The organism is Pseudomonas sp. Choline-02u-1 (assembly GCF_002836515.1).
Taxonomy (GTDB): domain Bacteria; phylum Pseudomonadota; class Gammaproteobacteria; order Pseudomonadales; family Pseudomonadaceae; genus Aquipseudomonas.
Window position 1 is genome coordinate 247,355 of the sequence record NZ_PJBC01000060.1, and the last position, 17,317, is coordinate 264,671.

The 17,317-nt window shown below is 60.1% G+C and carries 17 protein-coding genes; 9 read left to right on the forward strand and 8 right to left on the reverse strand.

Annotated elements, in window-relative coordinates:
- Positions 1-141 precede the first annotated feature (141 nt).
- Positions 142-1,170 (forward strand): Ldh family oxidoreductase, encoded by a 1,029-nt coding sequence (locus CXF97_RS17385; RefSeq protein WP_101159550.1) that lies wholly within the window; start codon positions 142-144, stop codon positions 1,168-1,170.
- 58 nt (positions 1,171-1,228) lie between these two features.
- Here CXF97_RS17385 and CXF97_RS17390 read toward each other — a convergent pair whose 3' ends face one another.
- The gene (locus CXF97_RS17390) at positions 1,229-1,546 is read right to left on the reverse strand and encodes a YqjD family protein (RefSeq protein WP_101159551.1); all 318 of its coding nucleotides are present in this window, start codon (positions 1,544-1,546) and stop codon (positions 1,229-1,231) included.
- Between the two features lie 154 nt (positions 1,547-1,700).
- On the opposite strand from CXF97_RS17390, the gene CXF97_RS17395 reads away from it, so the two are divergent.
- Positions 1,701-1,955, forward strand: coding sequence for a hypothetical protein (locus CXF97_RS17395; protein ID WP_003224595.1), 255 nt, complete (start codon positions 1,701-1,703; stop codon positions 1,953-1,955).
- Between the two features lie 6 nt (positions 1,956-1,961).
- Here CXF97_RS17395 and CXF97_RS17400 read toward each other — a convergent pair whose 3' ends face one another.
- Positions 1,962-2,876, reverse strand: coding sequence for a LysR family transcriptional regulator (locus CXF97_RS17400; RefSeq protein WP_101159552.1), 915 nt, complete (start codon positions 2,874-2,876; stop codon positions 1,962-1,964).
- Between the two features lie 83 nt (positions 2,877-2,959).
- Between CXF97_RS17400 and CXF97_RS17405 the strand changes: the two genes are divergently transcribed.
- Positions 2,960-3,883, forward strand: coding sequence for a carbon-nitrogen hydrolase family protein (locus tag CXF97_RS17405; RefSeq protein ID WP_101159553.1), 924 nt, complete (start codon positions 2,960-2,962; stop codon positions 3,881-3,883).
- 55 nt (positions 3,884-3,938) lie between these two features.
- On the opposite strand, the gene CXF97_RS17410 is transcribed toward CXF97_RS17405, so the two are convergent.
- Positions 3,939-4,412, reverse strand: coding sequence for an LEA type 2 family protein (locus tag CXF97_RS17410; protein WP_101159554.1), 474 nt, complete (start codon positions 4,410-4,412; stop codon positions 3,939-3,941).
- 65 nt (positions 4,413-4,477) lie between these two features.
- Positions 4,478-5,944, reverse strand: coding sequence for a nucleobase:cation symporter-2 family protein (locus tag CXF97_RS17415; RefSeq protein ID WP_101159555.1), 1,467 nt, complete (start codon positions 5,942-5,944; stop codon positions 4,478-4,480).
- 295 nt (positions 5,945-6,239) lie between these two features.
- Between CXF97_RS17415 and zapE the strand changes: the two genes are divergently transcribed.
- From zapE to CXF97_RS17430, 3 genes are all read left to right on the forward strand, one after another.
- A complete protein-coding gene (zapE, locus tag CXF97_RS17420; protein ID WP_101159556.1) occupies positions 6,240-7,358 on the forward strand; it encodes a cell division protein ZapE in 1,119 nt (372 codons plus the stop codon).
- Positions 7,359-7,375: 17 nt separating this feature from the next.
- Entirely contained in the window at positions 7,376-7,957 is a 582-nt protein-coding gene (locus tag CXF97_RS17425) for a DinB family protein (RefSeq protein ID WP_101159557.1), read from the forward strand.
- A 200-nt stretch (positions 7,958-8,157) separates the two neighbouring features.
- The gene (locus tag CXF97_RS17430) at positions 8,158-8,655 is read left to right on the forward strand and encodes a GNAT family N-acetyltransferase (protein ID WP_101159558.1); all 498 of its coding nucleotides are present in this window, start codon (positions 8,158-8,160) and stop codon (positions 8,653-8,655) included.
- A gap of 117 nt (positions 8,656-8,772) precedes the next feature.
- On the opposite strand, the gene CXF97_RS17435 is transcribed toward CXF97_RS17430, so the two are convergent.
- The 3 genes from CXF97_RS17435 to CXF97_RS17445 form a co-directional block, all read right to left on the reverse strand.
- Positions 8,773-8,982: a hypothetical protein gene (locus tag CXF97_RS17435; protein WP_101159559.1), complete on the reverse strand. Its 210-nt coding sequence runs from the start codon at positions 8,980-8,982 to the stop codon at positions 8,773-8,775.
- A 175-nt stretch (positions 8,983-9,157) separates the two neighbouring features.
- On the reverse strand, positions 9,158-10,900 hold the full coding sequence (locus tag CXF97_RS17440; RefSeq protein WP_101159560.1) for a phosphoethanolamine transferase CptA: 1,743 nt from the start codon (positions 10,898-10,900) through the stop codon (positions 9,158-9,160).
- 211 nt (positions 10,901-11,111) lie between these two features.
- Complete coding sequence (locus tag CXF97_RS17445) at positions 11,112-11,294, reverse strand: DUF6026 family protein (RefSeq protein ID WP_016774671.1); 183 nt, start codon at positions 11,292-11,294, stop codon at positions 11,112-11,114.
- A gap of 275 nt (positions 11,295-11,569) precedes the next feature.
- On the opposite strand from CXF97_RS17445, the gene gnd reads away from it, so the two are divergent.
- From gnd to CXF97_RS17460, 3 genes are read left to right on the forward strand one after another with little or no spacing between them, the layout of a single operon-like run.
- Positions 11,570-12,550, forward strand: coding sequence for a phosphogluconate dehydrogenase (NAD(+)-dependent, decarboxylating) (gnd, locus tag CXF97_RS17450; protein ID WP_101159561.1), 981 nt, complete (start codon positions 11,570-11,572; stop codon positions 12,548-12,550).
- Entirely contained in the window at positions 12,547-14,070 is a 1,524-nt protein-coding gene (gene zwf, locus CXF97_RS17455; protein ID WP_101159562.1) for a glucose-6-phosphate dehydrogenase, read from the forward strand. Before gnd ends, zwf begins: the two co-directional genes overlap by 4 nt.
- Complete coding sequence (locus CXF97_RS17460) at positions 14,067-14,888, forward strand: HAD family hydrolase (protein WP_101159563.1); 822 nt, start codon at positions 14,067-14,069, stop codon at positions 14,886-14,888. The genes zwf and CXF97_RS17460 overlap by 4 nt, the downstream gene beginning before the upstream one ends.
- A gap of 833 nt (positions 14,889-15,721) precedes the next feature.
- Here CXF97_RS17460 and nhaB read toward each other — a convergent pair.
- Complete coding sequence (gene nhaB, locus CXF97_RS17470; protein WP_101159565.1) at positions 15,722-17,224, reverse strand: sodium/proton antiporter NhaB; 1,503 nt, start codon at positions 17,222-17,224, stop codon at positions 15,722-15,724.
- Positions 17,225-17,317: the final 93 nt, after the last annotated feature.

Genomic DNA, 17,317 nt, shown 5'->3' on the forward strand with positions numbered 1-17,317 from the left:
GCCAAGGGTGAATGTGTATTCGCCAGCATCAGCATTGTCGTTCAATCCAAGGGTTGACAGCCGACAGCTCTGGCGCGGTTAATCGGTGGTCAAATCGACCGTACGCTGTTGTTCCCTCCAATAATCATTCTGGAGCTTCAGATGTCTGCGCCACACGATCATGGTTCGTCCTCGTTATCCGTCGAAGCACTCACGCAACTGCTGGAAACGATTTTTCTACGCCACGGCACCTCCAGCGAAGTGGCTGGTGTGCTGGCGGCCAATTGCGCCAACGCCGAACGCGATGGCGCCCATAGCCACGGTGTATTCCGCATTCCCGGTTATGTCTCGACCCTGAAGAGTGGCTGGGTCAATGGCCATGCCGTGCCCCGGGTTGAAGACGTCGCGCCCGGGTTTGTCCGCGTCGATGCCGGCAATGGTTTTGCCCAGCCGGCATTGGCGGCGGCCCGATCGCTGCTGGTGGAAAAGGCTCGTCACGCCGGGATCGCGGTGTTGGCGATCCGCAACTCACATCATTTCGCCGCACTCTGGCCGGACGTTGAACCCTTCGCCGACGAAGGTTTTGTGGCGTTGAGCGTGGTCAACAGCATGACCTGCGTGGTGCCCCATGGTGCTGACAGACCGCTGTTCGGCACGAACCCGATTGCCTTCGCGGCGCCAAGAGCCAATGCCGCGCCGATAGTTTTCGACTTGGCCACCAGCGCCATTGCCCACGGCGATGTGCAGATCGCTGCGCGCAACGGCGAAAGGCTGCCGGCCGGCATGGGCGTTGATAGCCTCGGCCAACCGACTCAGGATCCCAAGGCAATTCTCGAAGGCGGGGCGTTGTTGCCGTTTGGCGGGCACAAGGGGTCGGCGCTGTCGATGATGGTCGAGTTGCTGGCGGCGGCGTTGACCGGTGGCAATTTTTCGTTCGAGTTCGATTGGTCCAACCACCCTGGCGCGAAAACCCCATGGACTGGCCAACTATTGATCGTCATCGATCCGAGCAAAGCGGCGGGGCAAAGCTTTGCCCAGCGCAGCGAGGAACTGGTGCGGCAGATGCACGGGGTCGGGCTCAAGCGCCTGCCGGGGGATCGGCGGCATTTGCAGCGCGGTCGATCAATGACCCAAGGGATCGCCCTGGATGAGCAGACGTTGCGGCAGTTACGCGAGTTGGCGGGAGAATAGTTCGCGCAGGCATAAAAAAAGCGAACCGCAGGGTTCGCTTTTTTTTGTCACGCTGGATTCAGCGACGGCCGAGCAGCAGGCCCACCACAAGGCCGAAACCGGCGGAAACCGCCACGGTCTGCCAAGGATGACCACCGATGTAGTTCTCGGTGGCTGCAACGGCGGGTTTGGTGCGGTCGCGCACCCTGGACACCGAATCCAGCGCCAGCTGCAGTTTCTGAGCAATTTGTGCACGCAGCGTTTCCGCCTCTTCGCCTACCAGTGAAGCGCTGCTCTTGAGCAGTTTGTCCGATTCTTCGATCAGAGCCTGAAGCTCGCTGAAAGCTTGATCCTTGATTTGCTCTTCGGCAGCTTGCGAGGCAGTTTTACGGGCCATTGGATGACTCCTTGCAGGTGAATGGACAGTGACCAATGGAGTGTAGCGGCAGGCGAAAAGTTGCATGTCATTCGCGGACAAGGGAAAAACCTGCACCGGAGATTTCCGCCGAGCGTGTAAGATGTCGCCATTTTACGCAGCAGGATAAATCCCCATGAGTTTCAATCTGGCCGACAAATCCCTCGCAGAGCGCGCCGCGCTGGAAGATGAGAAATCCCGTCTGTTCGAACTCTGGCAGAACAATCTGGGTAAAGCCAAAGGCGAAGCCGCGCGCCTGTTTGGCGAACGCTCCAAACGCAAGGGCAAATGGGCCGAGTGGGTTCGCGCCGAACTCGACGGCATGTCGCCACCGGAGTTCGCCAACATGGTGCGCAGCGAAGTCAATCGCCTGATGGCGGCGAACAAGTAAACCGCTTCACACCTGGCTGAACGTGGCGGCAATCGCCTCGCGAACCTTGCCCAGCACCGGATCGATCTGCGTGCTGGTGCGCCAACCCAGTTCCACCGGATAGCGCGGCAACGGCAAAGGGCAGGGCAGCAATGCCAGCCCGCTCAGCGCTGCGATGCTTGCGGCAGCATGGGTTGGAATGGTTGCTACGGCCTGACTGCCCTTGAGCAGAAACGGCAGCGCGGCAAAATGCGTGGTCGACGCGCAGACCCGGCGGCTCAATCCCACTGCCGCCAAACCCTCATCGGTGATGCCGATAAAGCCTCCCGACGACACCAGAATGTGCTCGCGCATAACGAACTCCTGCAACTCGATGTGCTGCTGGCCGGGCGCGAGACTGGCCGGGTCGACGAGGCAGGCGTAGCCACCTTCGCCCAACACCTGACGGCTGAGCAGGCGCTCGGCAAACCCGCCAGCGGTAATCGCCAGGTCGATGCTGCGTTCCATCAGCGCGCGGGCGACGATCTGGCTATGGGTCTGGCGAAAGATCAGCCGCAGCTTCGGCGCGCGCCAGGCGATTTCCTCGATCAAGTGGCGACCGTAGGCAATTTCGAAATCATCCGACAGGCCAATCGCAATCGAACGCCCGTCGTATTGATTGGCCGCTGGATCGAGCATGGCCAGACTTTGTCGGCATTTGTTCAGGGCATCGCTGATCACTGGTTTCAGCTGATTGGCTTGCAGGGTCGGCGCCAGTCCGCGCCCGGTGCGGACGAACAACTGATCGCCATAGACCTCGCGCAAACGGCGCAACGCCGCGCTGACTGCCGATTGCGTCACGCCCAGGCGCAGTGCGGCGCGGCTGGCGCTGGACTCCTCGTGCAGTGCCTCGAAAACTTTCAGCAGGTTCAGGTCGATGTCGGCGATATTCATTTGGCTCATATCATTCAGCAGCGGGCAGGGCTTTATTCATGATCGCGTGCCGCTGGAGAATCAGCAACATCTGAACCTGATGGAGTAACACCATGCCCAAATCCATTGTCGCCGCGCTGCAGATCGGCGCTTTGCCCGGCGGTAAAAGCGAAACTCTCGAACAGATCCTGAGCTGGGAAGACGCGATCCGTGACGCCGGCGCTGCGCTGGTGGTGATGCCCGAGGCCTTGCTTGGTGGCTATCCGAAAGGCGAGGGCTTCGGCACTCAATTGGGCTACCGACTGCCCGAGGGGCGTGAGGCCTTCGCGCGTTATTTCGCCAATGCCATCGATGTGCCCGGCGCCGAAACCGAAGCGCTGGCCGGATTGTCAGCGCGCACCGGTGCCAACCTGGTGATCGGTGTCATCGAGCGCGCCGGCAGCACGTTGTATTGCACAGTGCTGTATTTCGACCCGCAGGCCGGGCTGATCGGTAAACACCGCAAGCTCATGCCCACCGGCACTGAACGACTGATCTGGGGCAAGGGTGACGGCTCGACGCTGCCGGTGTTCGACACCCAGGTCGGCAAGCTCGGCGCGGTGGTCTGCTGGGAAAACATGATGCCGCTGCTGCGCACGGCGATGTATGCCAAGGGTGTCGAGGTCTGGTGCGCGCCGACCGTGGATGAGCGCGAGATGTGGCAGGTCAGCATGCGGCACATCGCTCATGAAGGCCGCTGCTTCGTGGTCAGCGCTTGTCAGGTGCAAGCCTCGCCGAATGCGTTGGGCGTTGAGATTGCCAACTGGCCGGGCGATCGCCCGTTGATCGCCGGCGGCAGCGTGATCGTCGGGCCGATGGGCGATGTCCTGGCGGGACCGTTGCGTGGCGAAGCGGGGTTGCTCACGGCACAAATCGACACCGATGAATTGATCCGTGCGCGGTATGACTACGATGTGGTCGGCCACTATGCGCGGCCGGATGTGTTTGAGTTGACCGTCGATGAGCGCGCGAAGCCGGGGGTGCGGTTCAACTCCTGACCTTTGAGCTCCCACAGGGGGCAGTGCCCGGATCTGAAACAGTCACCAGCACGTTTTACCACGTCGCCGCACTCGCCTTGGGCAAACTCAACTTGCCGCTGTCGGTAAAGCGCATCGTGCCAAACACTCCGCCAGCCAGCTTGCCACGCAGCACGTAGGGCAGGTTGTCGAGGCTCTGCGTCTGGCTCAGGCCCAACGTTTGGCGCAGGAACGAGAACGCCGAGACGCTGACCGGCACTGTGACAATCGCTTCAGCGAAACGCGGTATCGTGCCGCTCTGATCGCTCACGCCCGAGGCCAGTGGATGACCATTGACCTCCAGGTCCAGCGCGACGCCGTTGTAGTCGATCGCGGTCTCATTTGGATTCTGCACCCGCAGCTTGATGGCGAAGCGCACTTCCAGTTCCTGGCTCGGCAACGGTTCGAGGCCGACCACATTGATGTTCACCGGATCGCGATTGGGGAACAGCGCGCAGGCACTGAGCGACAGCAGCAGGAGCGACAGGATGACGGCGTGAACGCGGCGCATAAAAATCTCTCGACAAAAAAGGGCTGAACCGTCGCCGGTGCAGCCCTTTTTTTCGAGGCGCGACGTCAGCGGTTCAATGGTGCGACACCCGCCGCCTGGCCGGGTTCAGCTTTGGCGGTGACGTCGGGGTTTTCCATGACCTGCAGAATCGACGCTTCCGGGTCGAAATCGTCTTCTTCCAGCTCAATGAATTCTTCGGGCAGGAAGATGTTCAGCACGATAGCGCACAACGCACCGACGGTGATCGGCGATTCGAAGATGTTGCGCAGCGCCTGCGGCAGTTCACGCAACACTTGCGGCACCGCCGCGATACCCAGGCCCATGCCCAGCGAGATCGCCACGATCAGCATGTTGCGCCGATGCAGGCCGGCCTCGGCAAGGATCTTGATCCCGGCCACGGCGACGGTGCCGAACATCACCAGCTCGGCGCCGCCAAGCACCGGTTTCGGCATCAATTGCAGCACCGCGCCGATCATCGGGAACAACCCGAGAATCACCAGCAATCCGGCAATGAAGAAGGCAACGTAGCGGCTGGCCACGCCGGTGAGCTGAATCACGCCGTTGTTCTGCGCGAAGGTCACCATCGGCATGCTGTTGAACACCGCTGCCATGGCCGAGTTGAGCCCGTCGGCGAGCAGGCCGGATTTGATTCGGCGGATGTATAACGGGCCTTTGACCGGTTGCCGCGAAATCATCGAGTTGGCGGTCAGGTCGCCGGCCGCTTCCAGTGGCGAAACGAGGAAAATGACCGCCACCGGCACGAACGCCACCCAGTCGAAATTGAAGCCGTACTTGAACGGCACTGGCACGCTGACCAGCGGCACCTCGGGCATCGCAGCGAAATCCACCGTGCCCATCAACCAAGCCACTACGTAGCCGAGGGTAAGACCGATAACAATCGCGCCCAGACGCAGAAACGGCACGTCGACGCGGTTCAACACGACAATGGTGCCAATTACCAGCGCCGCCAGAAACACATGGCTGGCAGCGCCGAGGTCAGGTGCGCCGAAGCCGCCGGCGATATCGGTCATCGCCACTTTGATCAGTGATAAACCCATCAGGGTGATGATCGTGCCGGTCACCACCGGCGTGATCAGCATGCGCAGCTTGCCGATGAATTGGCTGAGTACTACTTCGATGAATGCAGCGAAGAAACACACGCCGAAGATGGTCGAGAGGATTTCGTCAGTGCCGCCGCCGCGCGCCTTGACCATGAAACCGGCGCTGAGAATCACGCTGATAAAGGAAAAACTGGTGCCTTGCAGGCAGAGCAGGCCGGAGCCCACCGGGCCAAAGCGCTTGGCCTGGACAAACGTGCCGAGGCCGGAGACGAACAGCGCCATGCTGATCAAGTAAGGGATCTCACTTTGCAGGCCCAGCGCGCCGCCCATGATGAGGGTCGGGGTGATGATGCCAACGAAACTCGCCAGCACGTGTTGCAGCGCGGCGAACACCGTGGCGGTCAGGTGCGGACGGTCGTTGAGGCCGTAGATCAGGTCGTTGTTGCGCGGGGTTTTATCGGAGGCGGTCATGGTCAGGTGCGCGCCGCGAGGCGGAGCCGGGTCAGAAAATGGGTGCGCAGAATGCCGCAAGCGGACGGCGAGGGCAACGAGCAATAACTGCCTGAAAGGTCAGGTTTTACTGCCTCTCCCTTGTTCTGATCGTTGCCATGCTCCGCGTGGGAATGCAGCCCGGGACGCTCCGCGTCCCTTCCAGAGCTGGAACGCGGAGCGTCCCTTGAGGCATTCCCACGCAGAGCGCGGGAACGATCAAACGTGCCTCGACCGGCAATGGAAAAGCGCCCGTGGCATTGGCATACTCCCGCGCATGACTTTCGACTCCCCCCACAGTGCCTGGCAATACGCCGTTGAACACAAGGGTTTCATCCAGGATGAAGCCCAGGAACTCGCGGTCTGGGCCTTGCAGAAATGCCACGAAGCCCTGCATGCCGGCGTCCGTTCGGTCAACGGCGTGTACCTGTGGGGGCCGGTCGGGCGCGGCAAGACCTGGCTGATGGATCAGTTCTACCAAAGCCTGCGAGTGCCGGCGCGGCGACAGCACTTTCATCACTTCATGGGCTGGGTGCATCAGCGTTCGTTTCAGCTGAGCGGCATCGCCGATCCGCTGCGCGCCCTGGCCAGAGAACTCGCCGCCGACGTGCGCGTGCTGTGTTTCGATGAGCTGTTCGTCAATGACATCGGCGACGCGATCATTCTCGGGCGACTTTTTCAGGTGATGTTCGACGAAGGTGTGGTGGTCGTCTGCACATCCAACCTGCCGCCGGACGAGCTGTACGCCGATGGTTTCAATCGCGACCGTTTCACTCCGGCCATTGCGGCGATCAAGGCGCATATGCAGGTGGTCGCGGTGAATGGCGCCGAGGATCATCGCTTGCATCCGGGCACGATCGAACAACGCTATTTTGTCCGCACAGCCGATTCGCCAAGCGCGCTGAGGGCTGTTTTCGAAGCGCTGATTGCGGGTGAAAACAGCAGTGAAGATCCCGTCGCCGTCGGCCATCGCATGCTCAACGTGGTAAAGGCCAGTGAATCCATTCTGTGGTGCCGTTACCACGATCTGTGCGAGCAGCCTTTTGCCGCCATGGACTTCATCGCTCTGTGCGATCGCTACCGGGCTATTCTGTTGAGCGAAGTGCCAAACCTCAGCGCGCAGAAGCGCGAGGGGCGCATCGCCCGCGGCACCGAGGACGGCGCCGAGCGCGTGGTCGCCGGCGATCGGGAGCTGCCGCAGTTGTCGGTGCATGACGACGGCGTGCGCCGCTTCATCGCGCTGGTCGACGAGTGTTACGACCGCAAAGTGCCGCTGTACGTCGAGGCAAGCGTGCCAATGCACGCGCTGTACACCGAGGGTTACTTGCAATTCCCGTTTCGCCGCACGCTAAGCCGCTTGCAGGAGATGCAGTTGCAGCGTTTCGCCGAAGCTTGAAAGAGGAGGGCGCACAGATGAGCCAACCGTTGTCCCATCATTTGCTGACCATGGCCTACCAGAATGCCTGGGCCAACCATCGCCTGGCCAAGGCCTGGACCCGGCTCGACGCCACTGAATTGGCCGCGCCACGGGTGAGCTTCTTCCCGAGCATCCGCCTCACGCTCAATCACATCCTCACCTGCGACTGGTTCTATGTCGACGCGCTGGAGCGGGAATTGCGCGGGGACGAGCCGCACCCGGATTGCTACGTTTTCTTCAATGCAGACGAGCCGTTTACCGATGCTGCGGCGCTGCGTGTAGAACAGGCCCGCGTTGATCGCCGGCTGATCGCCTATTGCGAGCAACTGCGCGATGCCGATCTGCAGAGAATCGTCACTATCGCTCGCGACGAACCGCAACATGACAGCCGTCTGCGTATGCTCTCGCACCTGTTCGAACACCAGATTCATCATCGCGGCCAAGTGCATGCCATGCTCAGCAGCACGACGGTGAAGCCACCGCAACTGGATGAATTTTTCTGTGTCGGCGAAAGCACATTGCGCGCCGAAGACTTCGCCGAACTGGGCTGGACTGAAGAACTTATCTGGGGCCACTGACCGCGAGAGATCGCAGCCTCGTTGCACTCGTCAACTCCTACACATATCGGACCGTAGGAGCTGACGAGTGCAACGAGGCTGCGATCTTTTGATCTTCAGCTTTTCAAGTTGCCCTCTCAGGCGCACCCAAGCTAATGTCCCCCCTAGGCCTTCCAGCTAGCACCTTGCGCGCCGGGGCTCTTTGTTTATCGGGGATGGAAATGGATTCCGCAGAAATACTTGTACTTCAGGCCAGTTACACCAACCCGGTGCACGCCGAAGCCATCGGCATCGTGCTCAACCACTACGCCGAAGATCCCATGGGCGGCGGTCACCCGATCTCGCCCGAACTGCTGCAACGCCTGCCCGAAGAACTCGCCCGCCGCCCGCATGCCTTCAGCGTGCTGGCCTTCGTTGGCGGCGAACCGGCCGGGCTGGTCAACTGTTTCGAAGGCTTCTCGACCTTTGCTTGCAAACCGCTGGTCAACGTTCACGATGTTGCCGTGGTCGGCAAATTCCGCGGCCTGGGGCTCAGCCAGAAAATGCTGCAGAAGGTTGAAGAGATCGCCCGCCAGCGTGGCTGCTGCAAAATTACCCTGGAGGTGTTGGAGGGCAATACTGTGGCGCAGGGTTCATATCGCAAATTCGGCTTTGCGCCGGGGATGTTCAATCCGGATCACGGACGGATGCTGTTCTGGACAAAGGATTTACCGGCCTGAAAGGCCCGCCAATTACCAGCCCGGACATAAAAAAAAGGCGCCCAGGGCAGGGCGCCTAAATATCATCTCCCTGGCCAGAGCGGAGCCACGGGAGGTCCATCGGTTGCTCGGTAAAGCTCAGTCGCGATAAGACTCGGTTACCTGCGCCGTCTGGTCAGCAGGAACGCGAGTTTCTTTCGCGTTGGCATCGGCCTTCTGCTCGCTTTGTGCGTGCTGGACCGGGAAATTGCTGTAGTGATAACGCATGCGCTCGGCACCGCCTTCAGCGAAGGCGCTGGTAGAGCCGACAGCGAGCAGGGCGGTGAGGATGACTGTGGTGGTTTTCATATTGCCTCCTACTGAACAAGTGGGAGTCGGTTCGTCCTTGAAGCAGACCGCGATAGAGAGTCTGGGTCGCGACCATTAACAATGGGTTAACGCTCGCTCAGCGCTATATTGCGGCGTATTACAGAAACACCATGATCGGCGGGCACAAAAAAGGGCCTTGCGGCCCTCTGTCGTTTTACTTCTGCGCTACTTCCGCAGGAACAGGGTGCGGGGGCTTCATCAGACTGAAGTCAATCAACGCCCGCCTCGGTGCCTGATACGGGTCACCAATCAGCAGCTTGCGCGGTACGAAGCTGTCGCTGACCAGGCTTTTGCTGCGATCCAGCTCATCGGAGCTCAACCCGGCCAAGTCCGCCCAGGTGTGAATGAACTGCGAGCTGCTGTACGGGCGGCTGAGGTCGCCGGCGAAGTTCCAGTCGTGGTTTTCCTTCCACTTCGGCGAGGCCCAGGCCATGAACGGAATGGTGTACATCGGCGCAGTCGGTTTGTTTTCGTTGCGACCCAGGGTGCTGTGGCCGGCTGAGTCGAAGACGTCTTCGCCGTGGTCAGAGAGGTAAAGCAGGAAGCCATTCGGGTCGGTTTTGGCGTAGTCCCTGATCAGGCTCGAAACCACGAAATCGTTGTACAGCACAGCATTGTCGTAGCTGTTGTAGGTCGGTACCTGATCGTCACGTACGCCGGCCGGTACGCCCTGGCGATCCTTGAACTTGTCGAACGTCGGTGGATATCGGTACTGGTAGCTCATGTGCGTGCCGAGCAAATGCACCACGATCAGCTTGCGCGGCGCTGCATCGGCCAGCGCTTTGTTGAACGGCTCGATGACGTCGCCATCGTACTGGGCCGAGTTCTGGTTGCGGTTGTTGTTGAGATACACCTGCTCGTCGGCCTGTTCGGAAAAGGTCGTGAGCATGGTGTTGCGCTTGGTCATGGTCTGCTGGTTGGTGATCCAGAAAGTCTTGAAACCGGCCTGTTTCATCACGCTGACCAGCGACGGTGTCGACAGGTACAGGTCGGGATTCTGCTCGTCGGCAAAGGTCAGCACCTGCTGCAACGCTTCGATGGTGTAGGGGCGCGGTGTGATGACGTTGTCGAAGATCGCCAGTTGATCCTTGAGCTTGTCCAGTTCCGGCGTTGTATTGCGCGGGTAACCGTAAAGGCTCATGCGCTGGCGATTGGTCGATTCACCGATGACCAGCACCAGCGTCGCCGGCTGACCGGCCGAAGCGTCCTTGAGGTTTTTCAGCGGTGGGATCTTGCTCGCGCTGTCGAGCATGCCTTGCATGTCCTCGAGCGTTTCCAGATAACGGTGATAGGCCACGGCCATCTGCCACGGCACGGCAGGCTCGATGCGGGTTTCGAATTTCTCGAAGCCTTCGGCAAAGTTGCCCATGCGCATCGTCTGTTTGATGAGCGGGTAGCCGGCCACGGCAATCACGATCGCGGTAGCGGCAACCAGCGCGCGACCACGGGGCATGTACACCGGGCGCAGCCGCGTCCACAGGAAGTACGCGACCGCGGTATGGGCGAGGAACGCCGGGATCATCCACCAGGCAAAGTATTGCGTCATGTACTCGCCGGCTTCCGACACGTTCGACTCGAACATGATGAAGATGACGCTCTGCGAGAACTCCTGCTGGTAAATGAAGAAGTAACCCAGACTGGCCATTGAGCAGCCCCACAACACCACGCCGATGATCGCCGCAAGCACACGAGTCTGTTTGGGGAATAGAAGCATCGGCGCCAGCCACAGCGCGCTCATCACGAATGCCTGACGAAATCCGGTGAAGCCGGAAGTGCCGGTCAGTTGGATCAGCAGTTGGGTAATGCCCGAGAAGTACCAGAAGAAGATGAACAGCCAGATGAATCCGGCCCAGTCGAAACCGCTCGCAGTCGTTTTGCTGCGTTTGAACAATGCCATTCAGCGCTCCAGCTCAATCATCAGACCCACGCCGGAAACGCTTCCATGACACCGACGAACAAGGCCGTACACGCAGGCACGGCCAGAATGGGGCGGAGTATCCCCAAGGGCATGTGAAAGATTTGTTAAGCGCCGCTTCGGATTTGTATCAGGCGGTCAGAGGGTGCAACGTGTCGGGAACGACGGGGGCCGTTCCCGAAGCAGGCGGGGATCAGGCGTGGGGTGCGCGCTGCACAACCGGACGTGGTTGCGGCTGCGAGCCCTGGGTCAGTGCGCGCAATTGCGCCAATTCGTGCTTCAACTGGTCACGCTCGTCTTTCAACTGGCGCAATTCATCGCGACGGATCGTAACGTAGAGGGTTTGTGGCGGCATTGCTGTGTGTACTGTGCCCATTGCTCACCTCGCAAATGGCGTGCATCAACTGTAAGTCACTCCTCGTTCCGAGGCGCTTGACTTACTATCGGCGCCAATTTTGATTTCTTTTGCCCTTAAAGGGAACTTTTTTATTTTTCATGGTCGGTGTGTCTTCGGCAGGATTCGGGGCGTTATCACTCTGGATCGGGCACAATGCCCGGAAACTTCATCGCAACGCTCTGGACTAACCTCCATCAGTCGCGTTGGGCTATAACCAATGACACACATTTATTTGTAGTAAGGAGCATCAGCACATGCAACTCGGGATTATTGGACTGGGCCGCATGGGCGGCAATATTGCGCGACGTCTGATGCTCAACGGTCACACCACCGTTGTTTACGACCGCAATACCGCTTTCATCGACAACCTGGTCGCCGAGGGCTCCACCGGCGTCGCCGACTTGCCGGCTCTGGTCGCCGGTCTCGACAAGCCGCGCGCTGTCTGGGTCATGCTGCCGGCCGGCGCACCGACCGAAGACACCATCAACACCCTGAGCGAACTGCTCGAACCCGGCGATACCATCATCGACGGCGGCAACACCAACTATAAGGATGACATTCGTCGGGCCAGAACCTTGAATGAAAAGGGCCTGCACTACATCGACGTCGGTACCTCCGGCGGCGTATGGGGCCTGGAACGCGGTTATTGCATGATGATCGGTGGCGACGCCGAAACGGTCCAGCGTCTGGACCCGCTGTTCGCCGCTCTGGCGCCGGGCATGGGCGACATCCCGCGCACCAGGGACCGCAAGTCTGATGACCACCGTGCCGAACACGGCTACATCCACGCCGGTCCTGCCGGTGCCGGGCACTTCGTGAAGATGATTCACAACGGCATCGAGTACGGCATGATGGCCGCGTTCGCCGAGGGCTTCGACATTCTCAAGACCAAATCCAGCGAACGTCTGCCGGAAGATCAGCGTTTCGACCTGAATGTGGCAGACATCGCCGAAGTCTGGCGTCGTGGCAGCGTCGTATCGTCCTGGCTGCTCGACCTGACCGCCGATGCACTGGCCAGCGATCCAAAGCTCGATGGTTTCTCTGGCTCGGTCGCCGACAGCGGCGAAGGCCAATGGACCATCGAGGCGGCGATGGAGCAAGCGGTGCCGGTGCCGGTGCTGTCCAACTCGCTGTTCTCCCGTTACCGCTCGCGCGGGCAGGGCACCTTTGGTGACAAGATCCTGTCGGCACAACGCTTCGGCTTCGGCGGCCACGTGGAGACCACGAAAAAATGACCCGTACGATCCGCAGAAAATCCAAGGCAGAACCCGCACCACCGACCACGCTGTTTTTGTTCGGTGCCCACGGCGACCTGGTCAAGCGCTTGCTCATGCCAGCGCTGTACAACCTCAGTCGCGACGGCCTGCTCGACGAGAATCTGCGGATCGTCGGCGTTGATCACAACGCAATCACTGATGACGCCTTCGCGCAGAAGCTCGAAGACTTCATCCGTACCGAAGTGGCGGCGAAAGTCGGCAAGGGCGATCAGATGCTTGATCCGGTCTTGTGGGCCAAGCTCGCCCAAGGTATCAGCTACGTCCAGGGTGACTTCCTGGACGACAGCACCTATTCAGCGTTGGCGGCTAAAATCGCCGACAGCGGCACCGGCAATGCGGTGTTCTATCTGGCCACCGCGCCGCGTTTCTTCAGTGAAGTCGTGCACCGTCTCGGCGCTGCGAAATTGCTCGAAGAGACCCCCGAAGCATTCAGAAGGGTGGTCATCGAGAAGCCGTTCGGCTCCGATCTGCAAACCGCCGAAGCCTTGAACGCTTGCCTTCTCAAGGTCATGAGCGAGAAGCAGATCTACCGGATCGACCATTACCTGGGCAAGGAAACCGTGCAGAACATTCTGGTCAGCCGGTTCTCCAACAGCCTGTTCGAAGCGTTCTGGAACAACCATTACATCGACCACGTGCAGATCACCGCCGCCGAAACTGTCGGCGTCGAAACCCGTGGCAGTTTTTACGAACACACCGGCGCACTGCGCGACATGGTACCCAATCACCTGTTCCAGTTGCTGGCGATGGTCGCCATGGAACCGCCGGCCGCTTTTGGCGCTGACGCGGTGCGCGGTGAGAAGGCCAAGGTGGTCGGGGCGATACGTCCCTGGTCGACGGAAGAAGCCCGGGCCAACTCGGTGCGCGGCCAGTACAGCGCCGGCGAGCGCGAAGGCCAGCCATTGAAGGGTTATCGCGAAGAAGCCAACGTTTCACCCGACAGCACCACCGAAACTTACGTGGCGCTGAAGGTGATGATCGACAATTGGCGCTGGGTCGGCGTGCCGTTCTACCTGCGCACCGGCAAGCGCATGAGCGTGCGCGACACCGAAATCGTCATCTGCTTCAAACCGGCGCCGTATGCGCAGTTCCGCGACACCGAAGTCGACGAGTTGCAGCCGACCTACCTGCGCATCCAGATCCAGCCGAACGAAGGCATGTGGTTCGACCTGCTGGCCAAACGGCCGGGGCCGGCACTGAACATGGCCAACATCGAACTGGGTTTCGCCTACAAGGACTTCTTTGAGATGCAGCCTTCGACCGGCTATGAAACCTTGATCTACGACTGCCTGACCGGCGACCAGACGCTGTTCCAGCGCGCCGACAATATCGAGAACGGCTGGAGAGCCGTGCAGCCGTTCCTGGATGCGTGGCAGCAGGACGCCAGCGTCGAGGCCTACGCGGCAGGTGAAGATGGCCCGCAAGCAGCCGAAGACCTCCTGACCCGCGATGGCCGCGTCTGGCATGGCCTGGGATGAGTGACTTGGCGAAACAACCCATCCGTTTTCTGCTCAGCGACATGGACGGCACCTTGTTGCTGCCTGATCACACACTGAGCCAACGCACCATTGACGCCGTGCGCTCGTTGCGCGAGTCCGGCGTGCTGTTCAGCCTCGCCAGCGGGCGCCCGCCCAAAGCCATGCTGCAACAGATCGAGGCCTTGGGCGTTGATCTGCCGACAGCTGCATTCAATGGCGGCACCATCGTCAAACCGGACGGCACGCTGTTGGCCGCGCATTATTTACCGGCGACCACGGCATTGATCGCACTGGCACTGTTCGCCGATCAGCCGGACGTGGAAATCTGGGTGTTCAGCGGCGGCGACTGGCTGCTCAAGGATCCGCTCGGGCCAATGGTCCCGCGTGAGCAGAACGGCCTCGGCTATCCGCCGGTAGTCGTGGAGAGTTTTGAACCGTATCTGCAACGTATCGACAAGATCGTAGCGACCAGCAACAACACCGAACTGTTGATTGAGCTGGAGGCGCAACTGTTGCCCAAGGTCAACGGCATGGCGCAGGTGTCGCGTTCACAGCCTGTGTATCTTGATGTCACCGCACTGGAGGCCAACAAAGGCACCGCGCTGACGACGATTGCCGAATACCTCGGCGTGCCGTTGGAACAGACCGCGGTCATCGGCGACGGCGGCAACGATCCGGCAATGTTCAAATGCGCCGGATTATCGATTGCCATGGGCCAGGCGGAAGAGGCCGTCAAGCGCCAGGCCGATGTCGTCACCGCACCAAACACTGAAGACGGCGTGGTCCTGGCGATCGAGAAATACATTCTTCCGCAGTGATGCAACACAAACCAATGCGGGTGCGTGCGCAAGATCCCGGCAACACACAAAACTACTGTGGGAGCGGGCTTGCTCGCGAAAGCGGTGTGTCATTCAACGAATCTGTTGGCTGACACTCCCTCTTCGTGAGCAAGCCCACTCCCTCAGTGTTTGGCGGCACGCGCGAGATCCCGGCAACACACAAAACCAATGTGGGAGCGGGCTTGCTCGCGAATGCGGTGTGTCATTCAACGAATCTGTTGGCCGACACTCCCTCTTCGTGAGCAAGCCCACTCCCACAGGGTTTGGTGGCGTTCGCGAGATCCCGGCAACACACAAAACCAATGTGGGAGCGGGCTTGCCCGCGAAAGCGGTGTGTCAGTTAACGAATCTGTTGGCTGACACACCCTCTTCGTGAGCAAGCCCACTCCCACAGTGTTTGGCGGCACGCGCGAGATTCCGGCAACACACATAACCAATGTGGCAGCGGGCTTGCCCGCGAAAGCGGTGTGTCAGTTAACGAATCTCTTTACTGACACTCCCTCTTCGTGAGCAAGCCCACTCCCACAGGGTTTGGTGGCGTTCGCGAGATCCCGGCAACACACAAAACCAATGTGGGAGCGGGCTTGCTCGCGAAAGCGGTGTGTCAGTTAACGAATCTCTTTACTGACACTCCCTCTTCGTGAGCAAGCCCACTCCCACAGGGTTTGGTGGCGTTCGCGAGATCCCGGCAACACACAAAACCAATGTGGGAGCGGGCTTGCCCGCGAAAGCGGTGTGTCATTCAACGAATCTGTTGGCTGACACTCCCTCTTCGTGAGCAAGCCCACTCCCACAGGTTTATTCAGTGTTGGTCAGAGCCAATAGCTCACGGCATACCAACCCAGAGACCCCATGACCACGGTGTACGGCACCGCCATCCACACCATCCGCCCGTACGACAAGCGCACCAGCGGCGCGATCGCCGAGGTCAGCAGGAACAAAAACGCGGCTTGACCATTGGGTGTCGCCACACTCGGCAGGTTGGTGCCGGTGTTGATCGCAATCGCCAATGTCTCGAAATGCTCGCGACTCATGTGCCCGGCGAGGAACGCCTGTTTCACTTCGGTGATGTAAATGGTCGCGACAAACACGTTATCGCTGATCGCCGAGAGCAGGCCATTGGCGATAAACAACATGCCCGGCTGTTGCTCCAATGGCAGCGCCAGGACCCACTGGATCAGCGGCGCGAACAGTTGCTGATCATGGATGACCGCCACCACCGCAAAAAACACCACCAGCAGCGCCGTGAACGGCATGGCGTCCTTGAACGCACCGCCCAGGCGATGTTCGTCAGTGATCCCGGTAAACGCAGTGATCAACACAATCACCATCAAACCGATCAGGCCGACTTCAGCTAAGTGAAACGCCAGGCATCCGATCAGAATCAGCGCCGCCGCACCTTGCACGAGCAACGCTGCCGTTTGGCGTGGCGTGCGCTCGGCGTTGTCCTCGGCAGCGTAGTTGGCCAGCACCGTACGCACGTTATCCGGCAGCAGGGTGCCGTAACCGAACCAGCGCAGCTTCTCCAGCAGCACGCACGTCACCAGACCCGCCGCGAGCACGGGCAGCGACACCGGGGCAACTTTCTGGAAGAACTCACCGAAATGCCAGCCCATCTCATGACCGATCAACAGATTCTGCGGCTCACCGACCAACGTGCAGACACCACCGAGCGCCGTACCGACCGCGCCATGCATCAACAGGCTGCGCAGAAAAGCGCGGAATTGATTGAGGTCTTCGTGATGCAGCTTCGGCAGCTGGCGGTCATCTGTGAACTCACTGTCCTGGCGCGGATCATTGCCCGAAGCGACCCGGTGATACACCGAGTAAAACCCCACAGCCGCACTGATGATCACCGCCGTCACCGTCAACGCATCCAGAAACGCAGAGAGAAACGCCGACAAGAAGCAGAACATCAGCGCCAGAATGGCTTTCGAACGCACGCCCAACAGCAGCCGCGAAAACAGAAACAGCAGCAAATCCTTCATGAAGTAAATGCCGGCCACCATGAACATCAGCAGCAGGATGACCGGGAAGTTGTGCACCAACTCGTCATAGAGCGCTTGCGGCGTGGTCATTTTCAGCAGCAGCGCTTCAATCAACAACAACCCGCCCGGCATCAATGGATAACACTTGAGCGCCATGGCCAGCGTGAAAATGAACTCGATCACCAGCAGCCAGCCTGCCGCGACCGGGCCTACGGTGAACAGCACCACGGCATTGAGGATGAGAAAACCGACGATGGTCGCCTTGTACCAACGTGGCGATTGCCCGAGGAAGTTGTGCGCTAACGCCTGGGCGATTGAACCGGACATCGGCTGCTCCTTTTATTAAGAAGCGCGAAAGTTGCCGGATGTTTCAGGGAAGATCAAGTCGCCGATCAACTCGCCCCCCGCGTTGGCCGTCGA

What these genes read in the sequence shown, in the direction of transcription:
- CXF97_RS17385 (WP_101159550.1), top strand. Translation starts at nt 142, where the DNA reads ATGTCTGCGCCACACGATCATGGTTCGTCCTCGTTATCCGTCGAAGCA.
- CXF97_RS17390 (WP_101159551.1), bottom strand. Translation starts at nt 1,546, where the DNA reads ATGGCCCGTAAAACTGCCTCGCAAGCTGCCGAAGAGCAAATCAAGGAT.
- CXF97_RS17395 (WP_003224595.1), top strand. Translation starts at nt 1,701, where the DNA reads ATGAGTTTCAATCTGGCCGACAAATCCCTCGCAGAGCGCGCCGCGCTG.
- CXF97_RS17400 (WP_101159552.1), bottom strand. Translation starts at nt 2,876, where the DNA reads ATGAGCCAAATGAATATCGCCGACATCGACCTGAACCTGCTGAAAGTT.
- CXF97_RS17405 (WP_101159553.1), top strand. Translation starts at nt 2,960, where the DNA reads ATGCCCAAATCCATTGTCGCCGCGCTGCAGATCGGCGCTTTGCCCGGC.
- CXF97_RS17410 (WP_101159554.1), bottom strand. Translation starts at nt 4,412, where the DNA reads ATGCGCCGCGTTCACGCCGTCATCCTGTCGCTCCTGCTGCTGTCGCTC.
- CXF97_RS17415 (WP_101159555.1), bottom strand. Translation starts at nt 5,944, where the DNA reads ATGACCGCCTCCGATAAAACCCCGCGCAACAACGACCTGATCTACGGC.
- zapE (WP_101159556.1), top strand. Translation starts at nt 6,240, where the DNA reads ATGACTTTCGACTCCCCCCACAGTGCCTGGCAATACGCCGTTGAACAC.
- CXF97_RS17425 (WP_101159557.1), top strand. Translation starts at nt 7,376, where the DNA reads ATGAGCCAACCGTTGTCCCATCATTTGCTGACCATGGCCTACCAGAAT.
- CXF97_RS17430 (WP_101159558.1), top strand. Translation starts at nt 8,158, where the DNA reads ATGGATTCCGCAGAAATACTTGTACTTCAGGCCAGTTACACCAACCCG.
- CXF97_RS17435 (WP_101159559.1), bottom strand. Translation starts at nt 8,982, where the DNA reads ATGAAAACCACCACAGTCATCCTCACCGCCCTGCTCGCTGTCGGCTCT.
- CXF97_RS17440 (WP_101159560.1), bottom strand. Translation starts at nt 10,900, where the DNA reads ATGGCATTGTTCAAACGCAGCAAAACGACTGCGAGCGGTTTCGACTGG.
- CXF97_RS17445 (WP_016774671.1), bottom strand. Translation starts at nt 11,294, where the DNA reads ATGGGCACAGTACACACAGCAATGCCGCCACAAACCCTCTACGTTACG.
- gnd (WP_101159561.1), top strand. Translation starts at nt 11,570, where the DNA reads ATGCAACTCGGGATTATTGGACTGGGCCGCATGGGCGGCAATATTGCG.
- zwf (WP_101159562.1), top strand. Translation starts at nt 12,547, where the DNA reads ATGACCCGTACGATCCGCAGAAAATCCAAGGCAGAACCCGCACCACCG.
- CXF97_RS17460 (WP_101159563.1), top strand. Translation starts at nt 14,067, where the DNA reads ATGAGTGACTTGGCGAAACAACCCATCCGTTTTCTGCTCAGCGACATG.
- nhaB (WP_101159565.1), bottom strand. Translation starts at nt 17,224, where the DNA reads ATGTCCGGTTCAATCGCCCAGGCGTTAGCGCACAACTTCCTCGGGCAA.